We start from the raw sequence: 22,397 nt of genomic DNA on the forward strand, positions 1-22,397 counted from the left end.
GGCTCACACCATTGCCCTGAGAAGATCGACCTGGTTCGGCTTGTTGCCCGGACTGGCATCGAAGCGCGCGGTGATTGCACCGTCGCGCATCACCAGCACCTGGTGCGACAGGCCGATCGTTTCCTCCAGCGTGTCGGAAATCAAAAGAATCGCCACGCCTTGCGCGGAGAGATCGCGCACTAATTCGTAGACCTCTTCCTTGGCGCCGACATCGAGCCCGCGTGTGGGATGGTCGAGCACCAGGATGCGCGAGCCCGCCGTCATCCAGCGCGCCAGCACCACCTTCTGCTGGTTGCCGCCGCTGAGCTTGCGGCAGGCGGCATCGGGACCGGGCGCCTTGATGCGCAGCCGCTTGATCCAGTCGGCGGCAAGCCGGCGCTCCTTGCCATAGTCGATGGCGCCATGGCGCATGACGCTGGAGAGATCGGCCAGCGAAATGTTCTCCGCGATCGACAGGAACATCACCAGCCCTTCGAGCCGGCGCTCGCGCGGGACATAGCCGATGCCCTTGCGCACCGCCGGTTCCGGCGAGGAGAAGCGCACGGCATCGCCGGCGATTTTCATCTCGCCGGCATCATGCTGGACGAAGCCGCCAACGGTGCGCGTCACCTCCTCGCGGCCGGAGCCGACAACGCCGGCAATGCCGACAATCTCGCCGGCCCGGATCGAGAGATCGACGCCGTGATAGTAACCGTTGGCGCCAAGCCCCTTGGCCTCGACCATCACGATATCGCGCGGCGCCAGCTGGCGAGCCTCGCGGTAATATTCGGCCTGCAGGCCGCGCCCGACCATGATCTCGTGCAGCTCCGGCGCGGTGACTTCAGCTGCGCGGTGCTCGGCGACGACCGCGCCGTCCTTCATCGTGTAGACACGGTCGGAGATGTTGAGCACCTCGTCGAGGCGGTGCGAGACGAACACAAAACTGGCGCGGGATTTAAGCGAGCGCACCCGCGCGAACAGCACCTCGATATCAGCGGCGTTGAGCACCGAGGTCGGCTCGTCGAGCAGGATCAGCAACTGCCGCTCGACCACTTCCTCCAAGGTCAGCGCCTTGGCGAGCTCGACCATCTGGCGTGCGGCGAAGGTGAGTTCGGAGGTGCGCGCGGTGACGTCGATGTCGATGCCGATCTTGGCCAGTTGCCGCCGCGCCGCCGCGTTCATGGCGCGCCAATTGACGAGGCCGAAGCGGGTGAAGCGGTCCTCTTCGCCGAGATAGATGTTTTCGGCAACCGTCAGGTTCAGCACCAGCGACTGCTCCTGGAACACCATGCCGATGCCATGCCTGGCCGCATCACGGGCGTTGCGCATGCGCAGCTGTTCGCCATCCAGCGTCAGCGAGCCGCTATCCGGCCGGTAGCCGCCGGCCAGCACCCGCATCAGCGTCGACTTGCCGGCGCCGTTCTCGCCGATCAGCCCGACAACTTCATTGGGCCGCACCTCGATGGAGACGTCGCGCAGCGCCTGCACGCCGGGGAAATTCTTGATGATGTTGGACGCCTGCAGCATGGCGTTCACTTGACGATTTTCAGGCGGACACGGTCGAGCGACAGCGCCACCGCGGCGATGATCATCAGACCCTGCACCGTCTGCTGGATGTAGGGCGAGATGCCGAGCAGGATCATGCCATTGGCAAGCACGGTGACGATCAGCACACCGATCAGCGTGTTGACGACGCCGCCCTCGCCGCCGGTCAAAGCGGTGCCGCCGACGACCACTGCGGTGACCGCTGCAAACAGCCTGCCGTCACCGATCACGGCGTGCGACTGGCCGAGCTGTGCTGCGGCCAGCACGCCGGCAATGCCGAAGAAGAACCCGGCCAGCGCAAAAGCGGTGATGCGCACGCGCACGACATTGACGCCGGAGAGCTTGGCGACATCCTCATCACCGCCGATCGCCAATATGTGGCGGCCGAGCTTGGTGTGATACTGGATGACAGTGGAGAGCAGGAAGGCGCCGAACGCGACCCAGACCGCCACCGGAAGGCCGAGGAAACGGTGCAAGGCCAGGTCGCGGATCGAGGCGTCGTTCAGCTTGATGGCCGTGCCGCCCAGCATATAGACCGACAGGCCGAGGCCGATGAACCACATGCCGAGCGTGCCCATGAAGGACGGGATGCGCAGCATGGTCTGGACGAGACCGCTGACGAAGCCCATGGCGGTGCCGGCGGCGATGGCAGCGAGCACCGCCCACCAGCCATAGTCGTTGCCGTTGCCGTCATTGGCGGCGAGCAGCACAAGCACCATCGCCGCCACCGAAAGCGTGCCTTCGACTGCAAGGTCGATGCTGCCCATCAGGATGATGAAGGTCAGCCCCATGGCCAGCGTCAGCGGCACGGCGGCGGAATTCGCAAGCCGCACCAGATTGCGCAGCTCGATGAAATTGGGATTGGCAATGGCGATGAGTACGCAGAGTACAATCAGCACCGCCAGCGGCGCCAGGCTGCGCCAGCGCCTGCCGCCCAGGAATGTCGCGATGCGGCCGGGGAACGATGTCATGGGCGTCGTCCGCTCGATGTCCGAAACGGACTTCAGGGGTTCTGTATGGATTGTCAAGAAACCGCTTCCCGTCTGCTGGTGACAGCCGTCGCGACAAGGGGATCGCGACGGCTGCGGGAGGAAGCGGGCCGCCAGGGAGGTGCAGCCCACTCCGATGGATCAGGTACGGATTGCTCCGGTGACCCGGCCCCACAGATCGTTCCAGTCGATCTCGGGCTTCGCATCGACATTGGTCTTGTAATATTCCTCGACATTGTCGTGCGAGATCAGCACCGCCTTGCCGTAAAACTCACGGTGCTCCGGCGGCTCCTTGGTCGGGTCGAACTTGCCGATCTTGGCGTTGTAGCCGATGGCGAGACCCATGCCGCCCTGCCAGAACGGATCCGAAGTGACCGTGCAGGCGAATTCGCCGGTGCGCACCGCATCGACCGCCGTCTTGATGCCGTCGACGCCGACGATCGGCACCTTGCCGGCGAGGTTTTCGGCGCGCAGCGCTTCCAGAGCGCCCGAGCCCATATCGTCATTGGCCGCCCAGATGCCCTTGATGTCGTCGCCGAAGCGGGTGAGCAGATTGCCCATCAGGTCGAAGGCTTCGGTCGACTTCCAGTTGGCGACCTGGAAGTCGAGCAGCTTGATGTCCGGGTTGGCGGCAAGCGCTGCGTCGAGGCCCTTCTTGCGTTCGATCGCCGCCGTGGTCGAGATCAGGCCGCCGAGTGCGACGATGCCGCCCTTGCCGCCAATGGTCTTGAACAGGATCTCGGCGATGGTCTTGCCGCTGTCGATGCCGTCGAACTCGATATGCGAGACATAGTTCGGGTTGAAATCCTTCGGGTGCAGATCCCCCGGCTTGTTCCACTGGGTCACCACATAGGCGCCGGCCTTGGCGCAGGCCTCGACGATCGGGCGCGCATCGGGCGTGTCGTTGGGATCGGAATTCAGCACCATATTGCCGCCGGTCTTGGCCAGCATCGCCTTGATGTCGGCAATGCCCTTCTCGCTGTTGCCTTCCGAAACCAGCGTGACGTGCTCCAGCCCGGCCCATTTGGCATACGCTTCGGCGCCGGTCTTCCACACCGCGTGATAGGGGTTGGACAGCGAGCGGATCGATGTCACCAGCGTCGGCTTGTCCTGCGCGCGCAGCACGCTCGGCATGGCGAGTGCCGCCACGCCGGCGGTGGCGCCCATCATCAGCGTGCGCCGGTTGACTGCAAAATTCTTCGTGTCGTTCATACCTCGAAACCTCCCGATTGAATTCTGTTCCGCCCGGCATCTTGCGCAGGGAGCGCGGCCGGGACCTCCTGGTGAGGATCGTCAAGCTCCTCCACTTGTACGACAACCCTTCAACACGATAACCATATCCTTTCTCTTGACGTGGCACAAGCGACTTGAGATCGTCGCGCGCAAGAGGAAGGGGCGGTGATTTCATCGCCCGCCGGAGCATGATCCCTAGAAGTGGGAACCGGTTTTCTCGGACAAATCGAGAAACCGTTTTGTCCGGAGATCATGCTCCAACAAAGAGAACCCGGGAGTGGAAATGACGGATTACATCATTGTCGGCGGCGGTTCGGCTGGCTGCATTCTGGCCGCCCGGCTGAGCGAGGACCCGGACGTGTCCGTCGTGCTGCTCGAGGCCGGTCCGCCCGACACCGACCGCTACATCCATTTGCCGGTCGGCTTCTTCAAGATGACGTCGGGGCCTCTGATCTGGGGCTATGACACCGCGCCCGGCAAGGAGATCGACGGCCGCACCATGGTCTATCCGCAGGCGCGTGTGCTCGGCGGCGGCTCCTCGATCAACGCCCAGGTGTTCACCCGTGGTTGCCCGCAGGACTACGATGGCTGGGCGACCGACGATGGCTGTGCCGGCTGGAGCTATGCCGACGTGCTGCCCTACTTCGTCCGCTCCGAGGGCAACGACACTTTTGCCGATGCGCAGCACGGCACTGACGGCCCGCTCGGCGTCTCCAGCGGCGCGCCGCATCCGCTGACCCGCATCTTCGTCAAGGCGGCGCAGCAGGCGGGCCTTCCTTTCCGCGCCGACTTCAACGCCGGTGAGCAGGCGGGCGCCGGCTTCTACCAGACGACGACGCGCCGGGGGAAACGCTCGAGCACGGCGGTCGCCTATCTGAAGCCGGCGCTCGGCCGCAAGAATCTGACGCTACGCACCGACGCCTCCGTCAGCCGCATCGTGGTCGAGAACGGCCGCGCCATCGGTGTCGAGATCATCGTCAATGGCCGCACCGAACTGCTCCGCGCCGAGCGCGAAGTCATCGTCGCCGCCGGCGCCATCGGCTCGCCGAAATTGCTGATGCTGTCCGGCATCGGCCCGGCCGTGCATCTCGGCGAGCACGGCATCAAGGTGGTCCACGATTCCAAAAACGTCGGCCAGAATCTGCACGATCACATGGACGTCGATGTCGTCGCCGAGCTCAACGGACCGCACGGCATCGACCGTTACAAGAAGAAGCGCTGGCAAGCGGTCGCCGGTCTTGAATATGCGCTGTTCGGCAAGGGGCCGGTGGCCTCCAACATCGTCGAGGCCGGCGGCTTCTGGTGGGGCGACCGCGCGGAGAAGACGCCGGACATCCAGTTCCATTTCCTGCCCGGCGCCGGCGTTGAGGAAGGCATCGGCTCGGTTCCCGGCGGCAATGGCTGCACGCTGAACTCCTACCATGTGCGCCCGCGTTCGCGCGGCAGCGTCATGCTCAAGTCCGCGGACCTGCGCGATGCGCCCATCATCGACCCCAACCCGTTCGCCGAGCGCTATGATCTCGAACGCGCCATCGACGGCATCGAGATCAGCCGCGAAATCCTGTCGCAGCCAGCCTTCGCCAGATACATCAGCCGCGAGCATCTGCCCGGCAAGGCGATGCAGGGGCGCTCAGCACTCGAAGCCTTCGCCCGAGAACATGGCCGCAGCGCCTATCACCCAGTCGGCACCTGCCGGATGGGCGGCGATGCCGACAGCGTCGTCGATCCCGAGTTGCGCGTGCGCGGTCTGCAAGGCCTGCGTGTCTGCGACAGCTCGGTCATGCCAAGCATCGTGTCCTCCAACACCAACGCCGCCGTGGTCATGATTGCGGAGAAGGCGGCGGATCTGATTGCGGGGCGGATGCTGCCGGTGGCGTAAGCAGGACAATGGCATGTGGTGGCGCCATGCGATTGCCCTGCCTTGAGCACCTGTCGCTGAGCGCATAGCACTCGAACCCCACTAAAAACGACAGCCTCCCGCAGCGCCTTCAACCGGCGCTTGCGCAACCCACCAACCGACCGGAAACCCCCGGTTGCGGGCTCGTTGCCGACGCCTGCGCGGGGATGTGAAAGCGCTTTTGCGCCAGTCCGCGATCACACCATATGAACCGATCCAACCTCTGCTAGCTTGTGGGCGTGGGACTTGTCCCGCTTTGGCCGGTGCTTCAGGCAACCCCATCCCAACCCCCCGCCCCCTGCGGTACCGGCCATCCCCTCCCCCTTTTGGCGGGCTTCTCGACCTGCCATCCTCAGCCGTCCCTGCCAACTTCGAGGTCGACGAAGAGGCTTGATGCGTTGCATGCAAATCCAAACCATCGCGCAGCGTATCGAGGAATTTCACATCGGCTGTCTGGACGACCTCCTGAAAGGCGACCAGATCCGGGTCGAGCCGCCTCAGCTCCCGGTTGATGGCCGCCAGGCGCTCCGGTTCGCCTTCCGTGTTGCAGACATTGAGAGTAACGAGGCGTAAGCGCATCAGCGAACCACCGCCGCGATGCGTTCCAACGTGGTGCGCGAAACGGCTCGGCCATCGGCGCGGTTCGGCTTGCCAAATGCCGCCATGCCGCCCATACACGGCTTGAACAACCGCCCCGAGGGTCCGCGCCCATTTTGCCAAAGGATACTCTCCGATGTCTGTGACGCCGTCCCCCTGGTCAAAGCCGTGACGGCCTCCCTCGCAAGCCTGGGCTGGACGGATTTCTTCGGCGACCAGCTTGAAGCCGATGAGGCAGACCTCGTGCCGACGCGCATCGCCTCGGTGCACCGCGACCGCCTGGCCGGCCTGTCCCGGGCAGGGCCAGTGGATCTGACGCTGCCGGCCAATGCCAACACCGGCGACTACGCCGTCGGCGACTGGGTGCTGGTCGAGCAGCATACACATCTGCTGCTCCGCCGGCTGACCCGCAAGACGGTGCTGGAGCGCCGTACCCAGGGCGGCAGGATCCCGCAGCTGGCCGCGGCCAATGTCGACACGCTGTTCATCGTGACGTCCTGCAATGCCGATTTCAACATCGCCCGGCTCGAGCGCTATCTGGCGCTGGCCAACGAGGCCGGAACGACGCCGGTGATCCTGCTGACCAAGGCCGACACCGCTGACGATGCCGAGAGATACCAAAGCCAGGCTGCCGCCCTTCAGCGTGGTTTGCCCGTAGTGACGCTGAACCCGCGCGTCGCCGATGCCGCAGCGGCGCTTGCTCCCTGGTGTGGCGCAGGGCAGACGGTGGCGCTGGTCGGCTCCTCCGGCGTCGGCAAATCGACGCTGGTCAACACGCTGGCCGGAGCGGCGCAGCAATCGCCGCAACAGACTGCGGGCATTCGCGAGCACGATGCCAAGGGTCGCCACACCACCACGGCGCGGTCGCTGCACCCCATCGCCGGTGGCGGCTGGGTAATCGACACGCCGGGCATGCGCACGCTGCATGTCAGCGACGTCGCATCCGGCATCGACACGCTGTTTGCCGAAATCACCGAGCTCGCACCGCTGTGCAAGTTCCGCGACTGCACCCATGTCCACGAACCGGGCTGCGCGGTGCAGGCTGCGTTGAAGGCGGGTACGCTCGACCCTGAGCGCCTTGCCCGCTGGCGCAAGCTGTCGGAGGAAAACCAGGGCAACACGCCGGTTCAGAGCGGCCCGCGCGGCAACAAATCGCCTGCCGGGCGCCCGAAGCGGCGTTGAGAGGATAGGAATTGCGGAACGAGACATCGGAGGCCCGGCATGTGCCGGGCCTCCCTTTTTTTCACTCTCCGCGCATCGTTGCCTGGAAGGTCGGCAGGTGCTTCTGCTGCGCCTCCAGCATGCGCTCGCGGTAGACGCCGTAGATGACGTCGGTGTCGTGCAGCGTCACGCCGGCAATGGTCGGCGAGGCGAAGACCGGCAGTTCGATGCCGCGCTTGGCGAGCTGCTCGGCGGTGCGCGCGATCAGCTCATGCGCCAGGATCATGGCAAGCACCGTCGATGAGCCCGACACCGGCCGGCTCCAGCCCTCGACCGGCACGATGGCGTCCTCGATCGGCGAACAGGTGTCGATGACGAGGTCGGCGGCATCCGCCAGCCGCTTGCCGGACGAGTGCGTCGCCGGCTTGTCGAGATTGTTCTTGCTGGTGACAGCGACGACGAAGATGCCGCGCTTCCTGGCATAGAGCGCGGTGTCGATACCGGACGAGTTGCGGCCGCTATGGCCGAAGATGATGATCGAATCGCCCTTGTTGAGCGGCTGGTGGTCGAGGAATTTTTCGGCGTATTTTTCCGTACGCTCCAGCCACAAAAGCTCGCGGACGCCGCCGGCGCCGAGCACATTGTGCCACATCACGCGCGGGTCGGTCAGCGGGTTGAAGCCGACATAGCTGCCATAGCGCGGAAACACTTCCTGCACCGGCAGCACCGAATGGCCGGAGCCATAGAGATGCACCAGCCCGCCGCCCTCGAGCGAGTCGGCAAAGCGGCTGGCGGCCTGGCCAAAGGCCTCTTCATTGACTTTCGCAGCCTGGTCGATGAGGGCGGCGAGACGGTGGATGTAGAGATCGGACACGTGGGTACTCCTGTTTGCTGTGTCGGTCTGGAATGGATCAGCTTCTCGGGTTCAGCGGCACGCGTCCGGCGCGCAGCGTCGAGCGGATTTCGTAGCGGTCGCCGCGCATGATCGAGACCGTGAATTCGAACGGGCCGCGCTCGTCGGTGGTGATGCGTTCGACGACGAAGGCCGGGCTGCCGACAGCGAGGTCGAGCAGTTCGGCGTCCGCCGCGCCGACCGCGCCGACCCGGTAGTTCTCCCGCGCGGCCACCGGCACGATGCCGTAATGGCGCTCCAGCGCCTCGTAGAGCGAGCCCTGCAGCAGGCCGGCATCGAGGAAGCCCGGCACGCGCACGGCCGACAGCTGCGCCGTCTGGATGCCGATCGGCTCGTTGTTGCCGAGCCGCAGCCTGCGAATGCGCACCACCGGATCGCCCTCTTCGATCTCCAGCGCGCCGGCAGCCGCCGCGTTGGCGGTGGTCAGGCTGCAGTCGAGCAGACGCGAGCCCGCGACCACGCCCATATTGCCCATCTCCTGGGTAAAGCTGGTCAGCTCACGCGTGCCGGCGACCAGCGTGGTCGAGCGCACGAACGTGCCGCGGCCATGTTCGCGCCTGAGCAGCCCGGCCTCCTCGAGATTGCGCAGCGCGTGGCGCAGCGTGATACGGCTGACGCCGAACAGGGCGCACAGCCTGTCCTCCGCCGGGATCTGGTCGCCCGTTGCCCATTCGCCGCTCTTGACGATGGCGCGGATCGCCTCTTCGACCTGATACCAGAGCGGCTCCGGCCGTCTGCGGTCCGGCTGCTGAAAGCTTGCTTCGCTCATCGCACCTGCCTCCACCCTTGCCCAACGGCGCCGGCCAGCGCCGCGCCGACGAGGCCGGCGCGGGGACCAAATTTTCCGGGCTTGACGTCGATGCCGCGCAGATGCGGCGGCAGTTGGCGTCGCAGCGCTGCAAGCAGCGGCGGCCGGATCACATCCAGCGCCTCCGCCAAACCACCCGAAATCAGAACCGCTTGCGGATCGAGCAGCGCGACAGCGCCTGCAAGCGCGGTGCCGAGCTGTCGCGCCGGCAGTTCAAGCAAGGTGAGTGCGGCCAGTTCGCCGGCCTGGGCAGCGGCGATCAGCTGGCGGCCGTCGGCAAGGCCGATCTGTCCGGCAAGGGCATCAAGCGCCCGGCCCGACGCGACGCGCTCCAGCCAGCCGCTGCGCTCCTCGCCAGGATCTTTGACGTCGGCGCAGGCCCAGCCGAACGAGCAGGCGCCGCCATGCGCGCCGGCAACGATGCGGCCATTGGCCAGCACCGCCGAACCGATGCCGGTGCCGATGGCGAGCAGGATCGCATCCGACATGTTTTTCGCACTGCCTTCGACAGCCTCCGCCAGCAGCGCAATCTGCGCGTCATTGCCGAGCGCTACGCGCAGTTTGGGAAACAGCGGCTGGATATCGACGCCGTCGAGGAACGGCAAGTTGGGGATCCAGCGGCAGACCGAGCCCTCGACCAGTCCCGGCACCGCGATGCCAAGCGCTTCGGCCGACCCGGCCTCGGCGCACAGCGCGTCGATGCGCGCAACGAAGGCATCAAGGGTTGCCGGCGCCGGCTCGCTGCCCAGCGCCTCCAACGCACCGACATCGCCCGTAGACACGGCAGCGCGCAGATTGGTGCCGCCGAGGTCGATGGCGAGTACCCGCCTCATCGACCGGACCCTTTGCCGAAGGGGAGCGAGAACAGGCCGCTGCCGGCATTCCACGAATGCGACGCCGCCGCGAAGGCCTGCGCATGGCGCGTGCCGCGCAGGCAGCCGCGCAGCCGGTAGAGCGAACTGTAATAGTCGACATAGGGGAAGCTGCTCAGGCCGCGCGCCAGCTCATACTCCATGACCGCGTCGCGCCAGGCCTCGAACCCGTCGCTGACATCGACGAGATGCTCGGGCCGGAAGCCGTCATCGTCCTCCCAGTTCTCGCCGAACAGCAGCAGTTGCGGCGTGTGCGCCGGATGGTCGCTGGCAACGGTCGGCAGTCCGGCGAAGAAGATACCGGTCTTCGTCAAATGCGCGGCGGCGCGATGGTCCTTGTGCCAGCTGCCATGCCAATGCGTGATGACGATCTCGGGTTTCAGCTCGCGAATGATGTCGCCCACTTCGAGCGCCGTCTGATCGTCTGTGGGCAGGAAGCCGTCGCGCAGGCCAAAGCCACGCATGGTGACGCCGAGCCGCTCCGCCGCGCTGCCCGCTTCCTCTTCCTTCTGCACGCAATAATGCGCGGGAACCAGGTACGGATGGCCCTGCTCACCCATGGTCAGATGCAGGAAGGTCACCGTGGCGCCGCGCTTGACGGCAGCGGCCGCCAGCGGCCCAGCCATCACCTCGGCATCGAGGGCGTGTGCGCCGACCACCAGGATGGATTTCGCCGCATAAATCCTGTCTTCGATCATTTCATGCCCCCTCCGGTACCGACGCCTTCGCGAATCTGGCGCGCCAGCAGACAATACATGATCAGGATGGGCGCCATGGAGATCGCCAGCGAGGCGAACACCAGGCCCCAGTCGGTACGGAACTGGCCGACGAAGACGCTGATCGCCAGCGGCACCGTCTTGTAGCGGTCGTCGAAGATGAAGATCAGCGGGAAGAAGAAATCGTTCCACACCGCGATCGCGGTGAAGATGGCCACGATCGACACCGCCGGCTTGACCATCGGCAGGATGATCTGGAACAGGATGCGCACCTCGCCGGCGCCGTCCATGCGCGCCGCCTCGTCCAACTCGGAGGGTAAGACGCGCATGAAATTGGCGAAGATGAACACGGCGAAGGGAATGCGGATCGCCGAATAGACCAGGATCAGCCCGGTCAGCGAATCCAGCAGGCCAAGATTGCGCATCAGCGTGAACAGTTCGACCGAGGCGAGCCGGATCGGCAGCATGATGCCGGACAGGAACAGGCCGAGCATGATGGCATTCCAGCCAAGCTTGTAGCGGCTGAGCGGATAGGCGGCCATCGCCGAGACGACGATGGTGAGGATGACCGCGCCGCCCGTGACGATCAGGCTGTTGATGAAATTCTGGCCGAGATCGGCGCGCGTCCAGGCGTTGATGAAATTGTCGAAGGCAAAGCTTTGCGGCAGGCCGAGCCTGTTGTCGTAGATCTCGGCCGTGGTCTTGAAACAGGAGACGACAAGGATGTAGAGCGGCAACAGCACAGCCGCCGTCCATGCGATCAGCACCGTCCAGCCGGGCAGCCGCGCCAGCTGCCGAGAGATGGCCGGTCTTTGCGAAATCGCCAGCGCGCTCATAGCTGCACCGTGCGGCGGTCGAAGAAGCGCAGCATCATGAGCGTGCCGATGCTGAGGATCAAAAACAGCACGGTGCCGAGCGCCAAAGCCAGACCGATATCGGTGATGCCGACAGCGCCTTCCGCGCCGAAGGCCAGCCGGTAGAAGTAGGTCACCAGCGTGTCGGTCGAATAGCTCGGATTGCCCTGCACGCCCTGCATGACATAGACGATGTCGAACTGGTTGAAGGTGTTGATGAACGACAGCGTCGTCAGCGTGCCCAGCGCCGGCATCAGCAGCGGCAGCGCGATCGAGAACAGCATGCGCGCATTGCCGGCGCCGTCAAGTTTTGCCGCCTCGAAAATCTGGCCGGAAATCTGCCGCAGACCTGCCGTGTAGATCAGCACCGGCAGGCCCATCCAGTTCCAGGCATCGACGGCGATCAGCATGGCGAGCGCGGTGTGGCTGTTGCCGAGCACAGTCAGGCTGCCCTGGTGCAGGCCAAGCCCGTTCAGCGCCCATTCGACGACGCCGCCCGGTGCCAAAAGCAACCGCCACAGCGCGCCGACGATGACCGGGCTCAGCACCGCCGGAAAGAAGAACACCGACTGGAAGAACGCAGCACCCCTGTCGCGCAGGAACAGCAGCCAGGCGAACAAAAGCCCGATTCCGTTCTGGAACAGCATGATGCCGAAGAACCAGGCGGTGTTGTGCCACAGCGCGCCGTAGATCCGCGCGCCGCTGGGGAAAACGAACAGCCTTGAGAAATTCGACAGGCCGGCGAACTCGACCATGCGCAGCCCCTTCCAGACGAAGAAGCTGCCCCACAGCGACATCCCCAGGGGATAGAGGACGAACAGCGCATAGACCGCCAGCGCCGGCAGGATGAACAGCACGGCCATGCGCTGCTGCGTGCGGCGAAGGCTGCTGGTGCGGCGAAGGGTGCTCATGCGCTTTTCTGGTCCGTGAGAGGCCGGCCGCTTTTGCGACCGGCCGCGCCTACTGCTTCGGCTTGAACCAGGTGGCGACCGCGGCCTGCATGTCGGCCGCCAGCTTCTCCGGCGCGATGTTGCCTTCGACCATGTCGATGATCTCCGACTGCAGCACCGAAGACGCCGTCGGCGACTGCCAGCGGAAGCCGACCAGCGTCAGATAGGGCGTCGAATTCTTCGCCATCTCCATCATCGCGGCCAGCACTGGATCCTTCACCGTCACATCCGTGCGGGCCGGCGGCCAGCCGAGCTCGTCGGCGAACATCTGCGCGAACTCTGCCGAAGCCATGAAGCCCAGCACCTTGGTCGCGGCTTCCTTGTTTTGGCTCTCGGAGACCAGGCCATAGGAGCCGTCGGAGAAGGCCGAGGTGTAGAGCTTTGCCCCGGCATCGTCGGCGGGGAACGGGAAGATCGAGAATTTCAGTTTCGGGTTCTGCGCCTTGAAGCTGCCGTTCTCGAACGAACCGCCGAGGAACATCGCCGCCTTGCCGCCGATGAACTGCTGCGTGGCGGTGGTGTAGTCGATGCCGGCGAAACCATCGGGGAAATACGGCTTCAGCTCGGCAAAGCGCTTCAGCGCCGCGACATAGCGCGGATCCTCGAAGGTCGCCTTGCCGCTCATCATCTCGTCGTAGAAGCCGGGACCATAGACGGTCGGGCCGACGACGCCGACGGCGATCTCCAGCTCCCAGGCCGAGCCGTTGGCGCCGCCGGTGGCGATCGGCGTGATGCCGGCCGCCTTCAGCTTCTCGCAGACAGCGGTGAAATCCTTGTAGGTCTTGGGGATCTCGATGCCTTGGGCGGCGAAAATATCCTGGTTGTAGAAGACGCCCATCATCGGCACCGAGTAGGGCACGCCATAGAGCTTGCCGTCGCTGCGGCCGCGCGCGCCGCCAAGCGCCGCGTCCTCCATGTTCTTCAGCTCCGGCACGCTGTCGTCCAGCGCGTCGAGATAGCCGGCCTCGACGAAGGGCTGCAATTCGCCATAGGCCTTGAGCTGCGCGATGTCGGGCCCGCGCCCGCCGCGCAGCGCCGTGCTCAGCCGGTTCTGGTAGTCGGCATCCGGCGTGAACTGGATGGCGACCTTGATGCCGGGATTCTTCGCCTCGAAGGCATCGAAGATGCGGCGCATCGCCGCCTCGTCCTCGGTGCGCCAGCTCCACAGCGTCACCGTGCTGTCGGCGGCTCGCGCCGGCAATGAGGCAAAGACGCCGGCGCAGGCGGCGGCAAGGCCGCCGATCAGCCTAAGCGCTGCGCGCCGGTGAAGTGAAAGCATGCTCATTGCCAGTCTCCCATTGTTCTCTGTGCTTGGCGTCCCGCGGCGTTCCCGTGCCGTGAGAAGTCATTGGTTCGGCAAAAGTCATTATAACGACATAGCGGTATTCGCAAGAGGTCTGCTGCGCCTCAGGAATGGCGGCGTTGGCCCCCTCACGACATTGCAGTACCTGCATCCATTTGTTACCTAACGATAAATATCCACATTCAAGCGCCGCAAAGAAATCTGTGACCGTACCATGTGAGACTTTTTCGCCAGCAAGCCCTTGCGTCGCCGCGCTGACTTGTCATAACGTCATTGTGAACCGATAGGAGGATGAGGAATGTCGTTTGCCTGGACGTCGAAACTGGCACTGGCCGCAGGCCTCGCCATCCTGCCCACCACCGGCTGGGCGCAATCGGTCAACATCTCCTATCTCACCCACTGGTCGCCGGAGACGGTCGCGCTGCTGGAAGCGGCGGCCAAGGATTATGCCAAGACCAATCCGGATGTCAGCGTCACCGTGCGCGCCGTCCCCTTCGGCGACCTCCTGACCACGCTGCGCTCGCAAGGCGGCGGCGCGGACGGCCCGACGATCGGCGGCATCTACGATCTCTGGTTGCCGGAACTGGCGCGCGACAAGCTGGTCGCGCCCGCCCCCGATGCGGTGGCCGGCGAGGTCAAGGGCGCATGGCCGGCGGGCATCACCAGCGCCGCTTCGGCCGGCGGCACGCTCTACGGCATCCCCAACGAAATCGACGTCTACGCGCTGAACTACAACCAGGCGCTGTTCAAGCAGGCCGGCATCGCGGCGCCACCCAAGACCTGGGACGAGTTCAAGGATGCGGCCAAGAAGCTGACCAACCAGGATGCGGGACAGCAAGGCTTCGGCATGATCAACTCCTGGGCGGCCGGCGTCGTCCACCCCTTCGCCTCGCTGCTGGTCTCCAATGGCGGCGACCTGGTCAAGGACGGCAAGCCGGTGCTGGACAGCCCGCAGGCCGCCGAGACTTTCCAGCTCTATGAAGACCTGATCAAGTCGGGCGCCAGCGTGCCTTCGATGGCGACAGCCGACGCCAACACCACCGGCCCCTTCCTCGACAATTTCGTCTCCGGCAAGACCGGCATGATCATCATGGCCAATTGGTGGGAGAGCGCGCTGAAGGCCGGCATGGGCGACAAGTTCGCCGACATTGCAACGGCGCCGATTCCCGTCGGCCCGAGCGGCGACAAGCCGCATTCGATATCCTACTCCTGGATGACCGTGGTCAACGCCAATGCAGGTGCCGCCGAGCAGAAGGCGGCGTGGGACTTCCTCGCCTGGCTGAACAATCCAAAGTCCGGCAAGAACGGTGCTTCCGCGATGTCGGATATCCTGATGTCGATGGGCATCCTGCCCTCACGCCTCTCCGACATCGAGGCGCACAAAGACAAGCTCGGCTCGGAATTCCTCTCCGGCTATGTCAGCGTGCTCACCGATGCCAAGCCGTTCCCTGTCGTGCCCGGCGGCCAGGAATTCTCGGAATCGCTGCAGCAGACGCTCGAGGCGTTGCAGTATGGCCAGGTCTCGGCCAAGGATGCGCAGGCGACGGCGCAGGCCGACGCCATTTCGATCCTGGAGCGCGCCGCCAAATAATGATTCAGAGGTACCGTGCCTCGGCGGGCATCATGCTGGCGCCCGCCGTGACGCTGATCGGCATCTTCGTCCTGTTGCCGATGCTGCTCACCGTCTGGCTGTCGTTCCAGGACTGGTCGACGCAGACACCGTTTTCCAGCGCCGGCTTTATCGGCCTCGACAATTTCCGCGAGATTTTTGGGGTCTCCTCGGTCGGCCGCGACTTCAAGGGCGCGCTGGCTAACACCGCGATCTACACCGCGCTCTCCGTCATCCTCATCCTGCCGCTGTCGGTGGCCTTTGGGCTGATGGTCTACCAGCGCGATGTCGCCGGCGGCACGGCGCTGCGCACGGTGCTGTTTGCCACCTACATGGTGCCGATGATCGCCGTGGCGCTGGTCTGGTCGAAACTCTATTCGCCGAGCGAAGGCCCGCTCAATCAGATGCTCGGTCTAATCGGCGTGGGACCACAGCCCTTTCTGTCGTCACCGCGCTCGGCGCTGATCTCCATCGTCTTCCTCAATGTCTGGCAGCAGGTCGGCTATTTCACCGTGCTGGCGATCGCCGGGCTGACGCAGATCCAAGGCAGCCTCTACGAGGCGGCGAAGCTCGATGGCGCCAGCCGCTTCGAGCAGTTCCGCTTCATCACCCTGCCGCTGATGCGGCGCACGCTTCTGTTCAGCGCCGTCATCGCCATCATCAACGCCGTGCAGGTGTTCGAGCCGGTTGCCCTGATCACGCAGGGCGGGCCGGTCGGCTCGACCAATGTGCTCACCTACCACATCCGCCGCGTCGGCATCGAGCGTGCGCAGGGTGGACTGGGTTCGGCCATGGCGGTCATGCTGATGCTTTCGCTGATTGTCGTCGTCTGCGCGCTGTTTGCCTTCGCCAACCGGAAGAACGACGAATGAGCGCGGGATCGTCGAGCCGGCTGTCGCGCCGGCGCCCGTCCGGCCGCAAGGCGCTGCTGGCGACGCTGATGCTGCTGGTCGCCGTCGCCTCGGCCTTCCCGCTGGTATGGATGGTGCTGTCGAGCCTCAAGACGCCGGCCGAGAGCATGCAGGTGCCGCCGGTGTGGATCCCCCTTACGCCGAGCTTCGACGCCTATGAGAAGGTGTCGGGCGTGGTCAATGTTGGCCGCTCGATGTGGAATTCTCTGGTCATCGCCTCGATCACCACCGCCGGCATTCTGCTGACCAGCATGATGGCCGGCTACGCCTTCGCCAAATACCACTTCCCCGCCAAGTCGCTGCTGTTTTCTGTGCTGATCGCCACCATGTTCCTGCCGCCGATCGTGACGCTGATCCCGCTCTATCGCCTGGTCGGCTCGATCGGCCTCAACGCCAGCCTCGCCGGCATCATCGTGCCCAATCTCGCCAATGCTTTCGGCATCTTCCTGATGCGCCAGTTCATCTCCGGCGTGCCCGACGAGCTCATCGACGCCGCGCGCATGGACGGCGCCTCGGAGTTCTTGATCCTCTACAAGATCGTCGCGCCGAGCGTCGCCCCCGCAATCGCGGCTCTGGCCCTCTTCGCCTTCGTCTATCACTGGAACAGCTATCTGTGGCCGCTGACCGTGCTGCAGGGCAATGCCGACGCCTATCCGATCGTCATCAGCCTGAGCCGGTTGCTGAGCTACAACAGGGGCGCGGTCAACACCGGCCTGGTGATGGCCGGCGCGACGCTGGCCGTGCTGCCGCCGCTCATCCTGTTCGCCGTCCTGCAGCGCTTCTTCGTCGATTCCATCGTCGGCTCGGCGATCAAGGGATAGCTGCACCAAGCCTTCAAGCGCTCGGCCTGGTTCCGCCACAGATCAGATAGTAGCACTCGTCATAGCGCATGTAGTCAGCCGCGCCCTTGTCCGGCCATTCGCCCGTGTCGAAACGGATTTTGAGTAGGCTTCTGCACTGCGCCACCTTCGCTGCATTGCTGTCCGGGAACAGGGTGACGAGCAGGCCTTGCGGAGCGCCGAAGGAAACCGCCGAGAGAACGAGGCAGCCGAGGCTGGCAGCAAGGAAGAGAGACAAGTTGCGCATTGTTACCGAATACGGCTGGGCCGATGCTCTGACAATGAACAACCCATATCATGATTAACACATGCATAGCAGCGTTTTGCCCAGTAAAGCGACCGAAGAGTACTTGGCGCCCCGCCGCTGCCAGGTCTGCTGCGGCGGCGGTAGCGCCTTCGGCAGGTCAATCCCTTAGGGCAGCGTCAGTCCCCCACTCCGTCTCGGCTTCGCCGAGCCACCTCTACCCCCATGTTCATGGGGGAGAGGAAACGCCAACCGCCGGAGTCACTGCATCGAAAGACTTGGGTTTCATTTCCCATCAAAAAGCTTGGGATTTCCTCTCCCCCACGAATGTGGGGGAGAGGTGGATCGGCGAAGCCGAGACGGAGTGGGGGACCGCCCTAGGCGGCTGGCCTCTACATCCGCATCAGCCCCTCACCCAAACCGCGCCGAAGTCCATGTCCCACCCGCCGCATTCGACTCCACCGCCGCAGCAACAAACTTCACCCCGCGCGCGCCATCCACAACGTCGGGCACCTGCGCCGCACGCGCCGGATCGACCACCCCACCAGAGCGATGGGCGCGAATGATATCGGCGGCGTCGCGGTAGAAATTGGCGAAGGCCTCGATATATCCCTCCGGATGCGCCGCCGGCATGCGCGACACGCGCTGGCTCTCAGTGGTCGAGCCATGGCCGCCGCGCACCAGCGTGCGGGTCTCCTCGCCGTAGATGGAGAAGCGCAGTTCTTCCGGCCGGCCGCCCGACCATTCGAGCCCGGCTTTGTCGCCATAGATGCGCACCGAGAGATCATTGTAGTGGCCGGGCGAGGTCTGGCTGGCGAGGATCGTGCCGCGCGCCCCGCCGGTCCAGCGCACCAGCACATGCGCATTGTCGTCGAGCCGGCGTCCCGGCACGGCAGTGAACAGATCCGCCGACACCGTCTCGGCCTCACAGCCGGAGATATAGCTTGCCAGGTTGAAGGCATGCACGCCGATATCGGCCAGCACCGCCGACTGCCCGGCGCGCGCCGGATCGGTGCGCCACTCCGCCTGCTTCTGGCCCTCGGCGTCGATCGGCTTGGTCAGCCAGTCCTGGATGTAGGCGCCATGCACGGACACCATGCGGCCAAGCGCGCCCGCCGCCACCATCTCGCGCGCCTGGCGGACCATGGCGTAGCCGGTGTTGTTGAGCGTGACGACGAAGCGACGCTTTTTCTCCCGCGCCAGCGCCACCAGCGCCTCGGCCTCATCCAGCGTCGTCGACAGCGGCTTGTCGCAGATGACGTTGATGCCGGCCTCCAGAAAGGCCGTGGCGATCGGCGCGTGCAGATGGTTGGGCGTGACGATGACCACCGCCTCGATGCCGTCCGGCCGAGCAGCTTCCGCCTTTGCCATGACATGGTAATCGGCATAGCTGCGCTCCGGCGCGATGCCGATCTCGGCGGCCGACGCGGCGGCGTTTTCCGGGTCCGACGACAGCGCGCCGGCGACCAGCACGATCTGGTCGTCGAGGCGCATGGCCAGCCGATGCACGGCGCCGATAAAGGCATTGCGGCCGCCGCCGACCATGCCGACCCGCAGCCGCTTGCCGGCTGATCCGTCCGATGTTGCGTAGACCATTTTCAAGCTCCTCCCGGCACACCGCTTTCGAATACGATTTCCAATTTTCATATTGTAAAACGATCGTATCGCGCTAGCCTGAAATCATGAGTGGGGCAAGCAAGGCATCCGGACGGTCCAGCACCGACGAGGCGGCGACGCGCAAGCGCGGACGCTCGCTGGCCGCGCTTGGCTACATCCAGCCGCAGACCTATGAGGAGCTACGCGCGGTGCTGTCGTCGGGCACGGTGCATTTCCCCAAGCGGCTGCGCCAGGTGGCAATCTTCCTGTGGCAGCACCCGAGCGACGTCGCGCTCGGCACCATCGCGCAGGTTGCGGCACAGGCCGGCGTGCAGCCCTCGACGCTGGTGCGCTTTGCCCAGATCTTCGGCTATTCCGGCTTTTCCGATTTCCAGGGCCTGTTCAAGGAGCACATCAAGGGCTCATGGCCGGAAGGGCGCGGCGAACCGCGCACCGAGACGGAGCCCAATCTGCATTTCCTGCACGGCATGGTCGGCGCATCGCAGGCCTCGCTTGGCCGCATCGAAGCCGGCTTCGACGTCGCGAGTTTCGACAAGATGGTAACGCTGCTGGCGGCCGCCGAGCTGATCTATGTCATCGGCTCCAAGCGCGCCTTTCCGGTCACCGCCTATCTCTCGCTGACGCTCTCGCAGCAAGGCGTGCGCAACGTGCTGGTCGACAATGTCGGGTCCTCCGCACTCGACCAGATCGGCTGCATCGGCGGCCGGGATGCCGTGCTCGCTGTCTCGTTTAGCCCCTACAATTCGATCACGCCCGATCTCGTCGCGGTGGCGCATGAGCGCAAGGCGCGTATCGTCACCGTCACCGACAGCACCTTCAGCCCGCTGATCCCGCTCTCGGACAGCTGGCTGGAAGTGGTGGAATCCGACTTTGCCGGCTTCCGCTCACTGGCGGCCTCGCTCGCCGTTGGGATGGCGCTGGTCCATGGCGTGGCGGCGCGGCGCGACGAATGAGGCGTCACTGGTCCAATTGACTATCGGGAATTGCCGTTCCATATTTCTCAAAATAGAAACTTTATTCCCGGGAGGAGGAATGGAGATCCGGCTTGACGGCAAGGTGGCTCTGGTCACCGGGTCGACGCAAGGCATTGGCCGCGCCATTGCCGAGACGCTGGCGCGTTCCGGTGCCGCCGGGCTGTTGGTCACCGGGCGCGAGAGGGCGCGTGGCGAGGCCGTGGCGGCCGAGCTTTCGCAATTGGGCACGCCGACCATCTTCGTCGCCGCCGACCTTGCCGATCCTGACGCCCCCACCCTTCTGGCGCAGGCCTGCATCGAGCGCTTCGGCCGCATCGATGCGCTGGTCAACGCCGCCGGCCTGACCGATCGCGCCTCTTTCCTCGACGCCAGCCTCGACGACTGGGCGTCACTGTTTGCCGTCAATGCGCGCGCGCCGTTCTTCCTGATGCAGGCGGCGATTGCCGACATGAAGCAGCGCGGCCAAGGTGGCGCCATTCTCAACATTCTGTCGATCAATGCCCATTGCGGCTCGCCGGAGCTTGCCGTCTATTCCGCCACCAAGGGCGCGCTGGCGACGCTGACCAGGAACGCCGCCAACGCCCACCGCTTCGACCGCATCCGCGTCAACGGCATCAATGTCGGCTGGACCGACACGCCGGCCGAACGCATCATGCAGGCGGAGACATTGGGCAACGGCCCCGGCTGGCTCGACAAGGCCAATGCCGCGCAGCCTTTCGGGCGGCTGCTGACCCCGAACGACATCGCCAGCCTCGCCGTCTTCCTGCTGTCCGACGCCGCCGGCCCGATGACCGGCGCGGTTGTCGACCAAGAGCAGGCGGTGATCGGGGCGAACCGGTGAGCGCTTCCATCGAAACGCTTGGGCCGGCGCTGCTCGATCGCTTGCCGGCATCGGTGCAGACACCTTCCTATGACCGTACGCTCCTCTCGCCCGGCATGGCGCATCTCGGCGTCGGCGCCTTCCACCGCTGCCATCAGGCCGAATACACCGACGATCTCATCTCGCTGCGCTTCGACCGCTGGGGCATCGTCGGCATCAACATCCGCCCGCCCAGCCTTGCCGACACGCTGGGACGGCAGGGCGGGCTGTACACAAGGCTGATCCGCGAGAACAGCCACATCGAGGCGCGCGTCATCGGCAGCATCGTCCGGGTGGTCGACAGCCAGGAGAGTGCGGCACCGGCGCTCGGCGTGCTGATCTCACCCGATATCGAGTTGGTGACGATGACGGTGACCGAAAAAGGCTATTGCCACGTCCCGTCCAGCGGCGAACTCGACCTTGGCCATCCCGACATCGTCCATGACCTCGCCAACCCCGAGACGCCACGCAGCGTCCCCGGCCTGTTGGTGCGGGCGCTGGAGCAGCGCAGGGCCACACATGAGCGGCCCATAACGTTTCTCTCCTGTGACAACATCCCGACCAACGGTACTATCCTGAACAATGTCGTGCGGACGTTTGCCGAACGACGGAGCAAAGGGCTGGCCCGCTGGATAGAGGCCAATGTCGCCTTCCCCGCGGCCATGGTCGACCGCATCGCGCCGGCGGTGACGCAGGATGACCTCGATAGTGTCGAGCAGTGGTTCGGCTACCACGATGCCGCCGTCGCTGTCGGTGAGCCGTTCCGGCAGTGGGTGATCGAGGAAAAATTCGCCGGCCGCATGCCGCGCTGGGATCTGGTCGGCGCCACCTTCGTCGACGACGTCACGCCGTTTGAGCATCTCAAGATGCGGGTGCTGAATGGCGCCCAGACGGCACTCGCCACGCTCGGCGTTCTGGCTGGTCTCGAGCACACATCGGATGCCATGGCCGACCCGCTGCTGTCGGACTTCATCCGGCGCATGCTGGTCGAAGAGACTGTGCCGACGCTGATGCCGGTGCCGGGCATCCTGCCGCTTGCCTATGTCGAGCAGAGCCTTGCCCGGCTGAAGAACACTGCGATCCGCCACCGCAACCACCAGGTCGCAACCGACGGTTCGCAGAAGATCGTCCAGCGCCTGCTCAACCCGATCCGCGACCGGCTCGCAATGGGCCAGAGCATAGGCCTCCTGTCGGTGCCGGTCGCCGGCTGGATGGCCTATCTCATCCAGGCCTCGGGACGTTTCGGCAGACGCTGGCCGGTGTCGGACCCCTATGCCGGCAAGGTCGCCGCAATCGCCGACGCGACCGGTCACGATGCCAGCGCGCTGGTGTCCGCCATCCTTGCCATCGACGGGATATTCGGCCCCGGCCTTGCCGCCGACGATACGTTCCGCGCGGCGGTGATATCGGCGCTGGGCGACCTGCTGTCGGACGATCCGATGGCGGCTGTCCGGCACAGTCTCGAACAAGATGAGGTCGCGAGGTTGAAGCGATCCAAACAATCGGCATTATAGTCGTCGGTCTAGG

General features: G+C 65.1%; 21 protein-coding genes. 9 read left to right on the forward strand and 12 right to left on the reverse strand.

The genetic code is table 11. The features are described 5' to 3' along the window. Window positions 1-3: 3 nt before the first annotated feature. The 3 genes from NKK52_RS19850 to NKK52_RS19860 form a co-directional block, all read right to left on the reverse strand. Window positions 4-1,506: a sugar ABC transporter ATP-binding protein gene (locus NKK52_RS19850; protein WP_023683138.1), complete on the reverse strand. Its 1,503-nt coding sequence runs from the start codon at window positions 1,504-1,506 to the stop codon at window positions 4-6. Between the two features lie 5 nt (window positions 1,507-1,511). Continuing rightward, entirely contained in the window at window positions 1,512-2,495 is a 984-nt protein-coding gene (locus NKK52_RS19855; protein WP_023683137.1) for an ABC transporter permease, read from the reverse strand. Window positions 2,496-2,654: 159 nt separating this feature from the next. Beyond that, window positions 2,655-3,725: a sugar ABC transporter substrate-binding protein gene (locus NKK52_RS19860; RefSeq protein WP_023683136.1), complete on the reverse strand. Its 1,071-nt coding sequence runs from the start codon at window positions 3,723-3,725 to the stop codon at window positions 2,655-2,657. A 304-nt stretch (window positions 3,726-4,029) separates the two neighbouring features. Between NKK52_RS19860 and NKK52_RS19865 the strand changes: the two genes are divergently transcribed. From NKK52_RS19865 to rsgA, 3 genes are all read left to right on the forward strand, one after another. Then, entirely contained in the window at window positions 4,030-5,625 is a 1,596-nt protein-coding gene (locus tag NKK52_RS19865) for a GMC family oxidoreductase (RefSeq protein WP_023683135.1), read from the forward strand. Between the two features lie 420 nt (window positions 5,626-6,045). Then, the gene (locus NKK52_RS19870; protein WP_023683134.1) at window positions 6,046-6,216 is read left to right on the forward strand and encodes a hypothetical protein; all 171 of its coding nucleotides are present in this window, start codon (window positions 6,046-6,048) and stop codon (window positions 6,214-6,216) included. A 180-nt stretch (window positions 6,217-6,396) separates the two neighbouring features. Next, window positions 6,397-7,422 carry a ribosome small subunit-dependent GTPase A gene (gene rsgA / locus NKK52_RS19875; protein WP_023683132.1) on the forward strand — a complete coding sequence of 342 codons (1,026 nt, stop codon included), beginning with the start codon at window positions 6,397-6,399 and terminating at the stop codon, window positions 7,420-7,422. A gap of 61 nt (window positions 7,423-7,483) precedes the next feature. On the opposite strand, the gene NKK52_RS19880 is transcribed toward rsgA, so the two are convergent. Genes NKK52_RS19880 through NKK52_RS19910 form a run of 7 tightly spaced genes read right to left on the reverse strand, consistent with a single transcriptional unit; the run spans window position 7,484 to window position 13,799 of the window. Beyond that, complete coding sequence (locus tag NKK52_RS19880; protein WP_023683131.1) at window positions 7,484-8,275, reverse strand: sugar isomerase domain-containing protein; 792 nt, start codon at window positions 8,273-8,275, stop codon at window positions 7,484-7,486. A gap of 37 nt (window positions 8,276-8,312) precedes the next feature. Next, entirely contained in the window at window positions 8,313-9,083 is a 771-nt protein-coding gene (locus NKK52_RS19885) for a GntR family transcriptional regulator (protein ID WP_023683130.1), read from the reverse strand. Next, window positions 9,080-9,955 carry an ROK family protein gene (locus tag NKK52_RS19890; RefSeq protein ID WP_023683129.1) on the reverse strand — a complete coding sequence of 292 codons (876 nt, stop codon included), beginning with the start codon at window positions 9,953-9,955 and terminating at the stop codon, window positions 9,080-9,082. Before NKK52_RS19890 ends, NKK52_RS19885 begins: the two co-directional genes overlap by 4 nt. Then, window positions 9,952-10,692 carry a PIG-L deacetylase family protein gene (locus tag NKK52_RS19895; protein WP_031202142.1) on the reverse strand — a complete coding sequence of 247 codons (741 nt, stop codon included), beginning with the start codon at window positions 10,690-10,692 and terminating at the stop codon, window positions 9,952-9,954. Before NKK52_RS19895 ends, NKK52_RS19890 begins: the two co-directional genes overlap by 4 nt. Further along, window positions 10,689-11,546 (reverse strand): carbohydrate ABC transporter permease, encoded by an 858-nt coding sequence (locus tag NKK52_RS19900; protein ID WP_023683127.1) that lies wholly within the window; start codon window positions 11,544-11,546, stop codon window positions 10,689-10,691. The genes NKK52_RS19895 and NKK52_RS19900 overlap by 4 nt, the downstream gene beginning before the upstream one ends. After that, complete coding sequence (locus NKK52_RS19905; RefSeq protein ID WP_023683126.1) at window positions 11,543-12,475, reverse strand: carbohydrate ABC transporter permease; 933 nt, start codon at window positions 12,473-12,475, stop codon at window positions 11,543-11,545. Before NKK52_RS19905 ends, NKK52_RS19900 begins: the two co-directional genes overlap by 4 nt. A gap of 49 nt (window positions 12,476-12,524) precedes the next feature. Continuing rightward, complete coding sequence (locus NKK52_RS19910) at window positions 12,525-13,799, reverse strand: extracellular solute-binding protein (RefSeq protein WP_023683125.1); 1,275 nt, start codon at window positions 13,797-13,799, stop codon at window positions 12,525-12,527. Window positions 13,800-14,115: 316 nt separating this feature from the next. On the opposite strand from NKK52_RS19910, the gene NKK52_RS19915 reads away from it, so the two are divergent. Genes NKK52_RS19915 through NKK52_RS19925 form a run of 3 tightly spaced genes read left to right on the forward strand, consistent with a single transcriptional unit; the run spans window position 14,116 to window position 17,158 of the window. After that, window positions 14,116-15,408, forward strand: a complete 1,293-nt coding sequence (locus NKK52_RS19915; RefSeq protein ID WP_023683124.1) for an ABC transporter substrate-binding protein — start codon at window positions 14,116-14,118, stop codon at window positions 15,406-15,408. Continuing rightward, complete coding sequence (locus NKK52_RS19920) at window positions 15,408-16,298, forward strand: carbohydrate ABC transporter permease (RefSeq protein WP_023683123.1); 891 nt, start codon at window positions 15,408-15,410, stop codon at window positions 16,296-16,298. Before NKK52_RS19915 ends, NKK52_RS19920 begins: the two co-directional genes overlap by 1 nt. Continuing rightward, complete coding sequence (locus tag NKK52_RS19925) at window positions 16,295-17,158, forward strand: carbohydrate ABC transporter permease (RefSeq protein WP_023683122.1); 864 nt, start codon at window positions 16,295-16,297, stop codon at window positions 17,156-17,158. The genes NKK52_RS19920 and NKK52_RS19925 overlap by 4 nt, the downstream gene beginning before the upstream one ends. 13 nt (window positions 17,159-17,171) lie before the next feature. On the opposite strand, the gene NKK52_RS19930 is transcribed toward NKK52_RS19925, so the two are convergent. Together NKK52_RS19930 and NKK52_RS19935 are read right to left on the reverse strand one after the other, a co-directional pair. Then, window positions 17,172-17,423 (reverse strand): hypothetical protein, encoded by a 252-nt coding sequence (locus tag NKK52_RS19930; RefSeq protein WP_023683121.1) that lies wholly within the window; start codon window positions 17,421-17,423, stop codon window positions 17,172-17,174. Between the two features lie 408 nt (window positions 17,424-17,831). Then, a complete protein-coding gene (locus NKK52_RS19935; protein ID WP_023683120.1) occupies window positions 17,832-19,016 on the reverse strand; it encodes a Gfo/Idh/MocA family protein in 1,185 nt (394 codons plus the stop codon). Window positions 19,017-19,102: 86 nt separating this feature from the next. Here NKK52_RS19935 and NKK52_RS19940 point away from each other — a divergent pair, with 86 nt between their 5' ends. From NKK52_RS19940 to NKK52_RS19950, 3 genes are all read left to right on the forward strand, one after another. Continuing rightward, a complete protein-coding gene (locus NKK52_RS19940) occupies window positions 19,103-19,990 on the forward strand; it encodes a MurR/RpiR family transcriptional regulator (RefSeq protein ID WP_023683119.1) in 888 nt (295 codons plus the stop codon). A gap of 79 nt (window positions 19,991-20,069) precedes the next feature. Further along, window positions 20,070-20,852 carry an SDR family oxidoreductase gene (locus NKK52_RS19945; RefSeq protein ID WP_023683118.1) on the forward strand — a complete coding sequence of 261 codons (783 nt, stop codon included), beginning with the start codon at window positions 20,070-20,072 and terminating at the stop codon, window positions 20,850-20,852. Next, entirely contained in the window at window positions 20,849-22,384 is a 1,536-nt protein-coding gene (locus NKK52_RS19950) for a mannitol dehydrogenase family protein (RefSeq protein ID WP_023683117.1), read from the forward strand. The genes NKK52_RS19945 and NKK52_RS19950 overlap by 4 nt, the downstream gene beginning before the upstream one ends. Window positions 22,385-22,397: the final 13 nt, after the last annotated feature.

This window comes from Mesorhizobium sp. C277A, assembly GCF_040324395.1.
Taxonomy (GTDB): Bacteria; Pseudomonadota; Alphaproteobacteria; order Rhizobiales; family Rhizobiaceae; genus Mesorhizobium.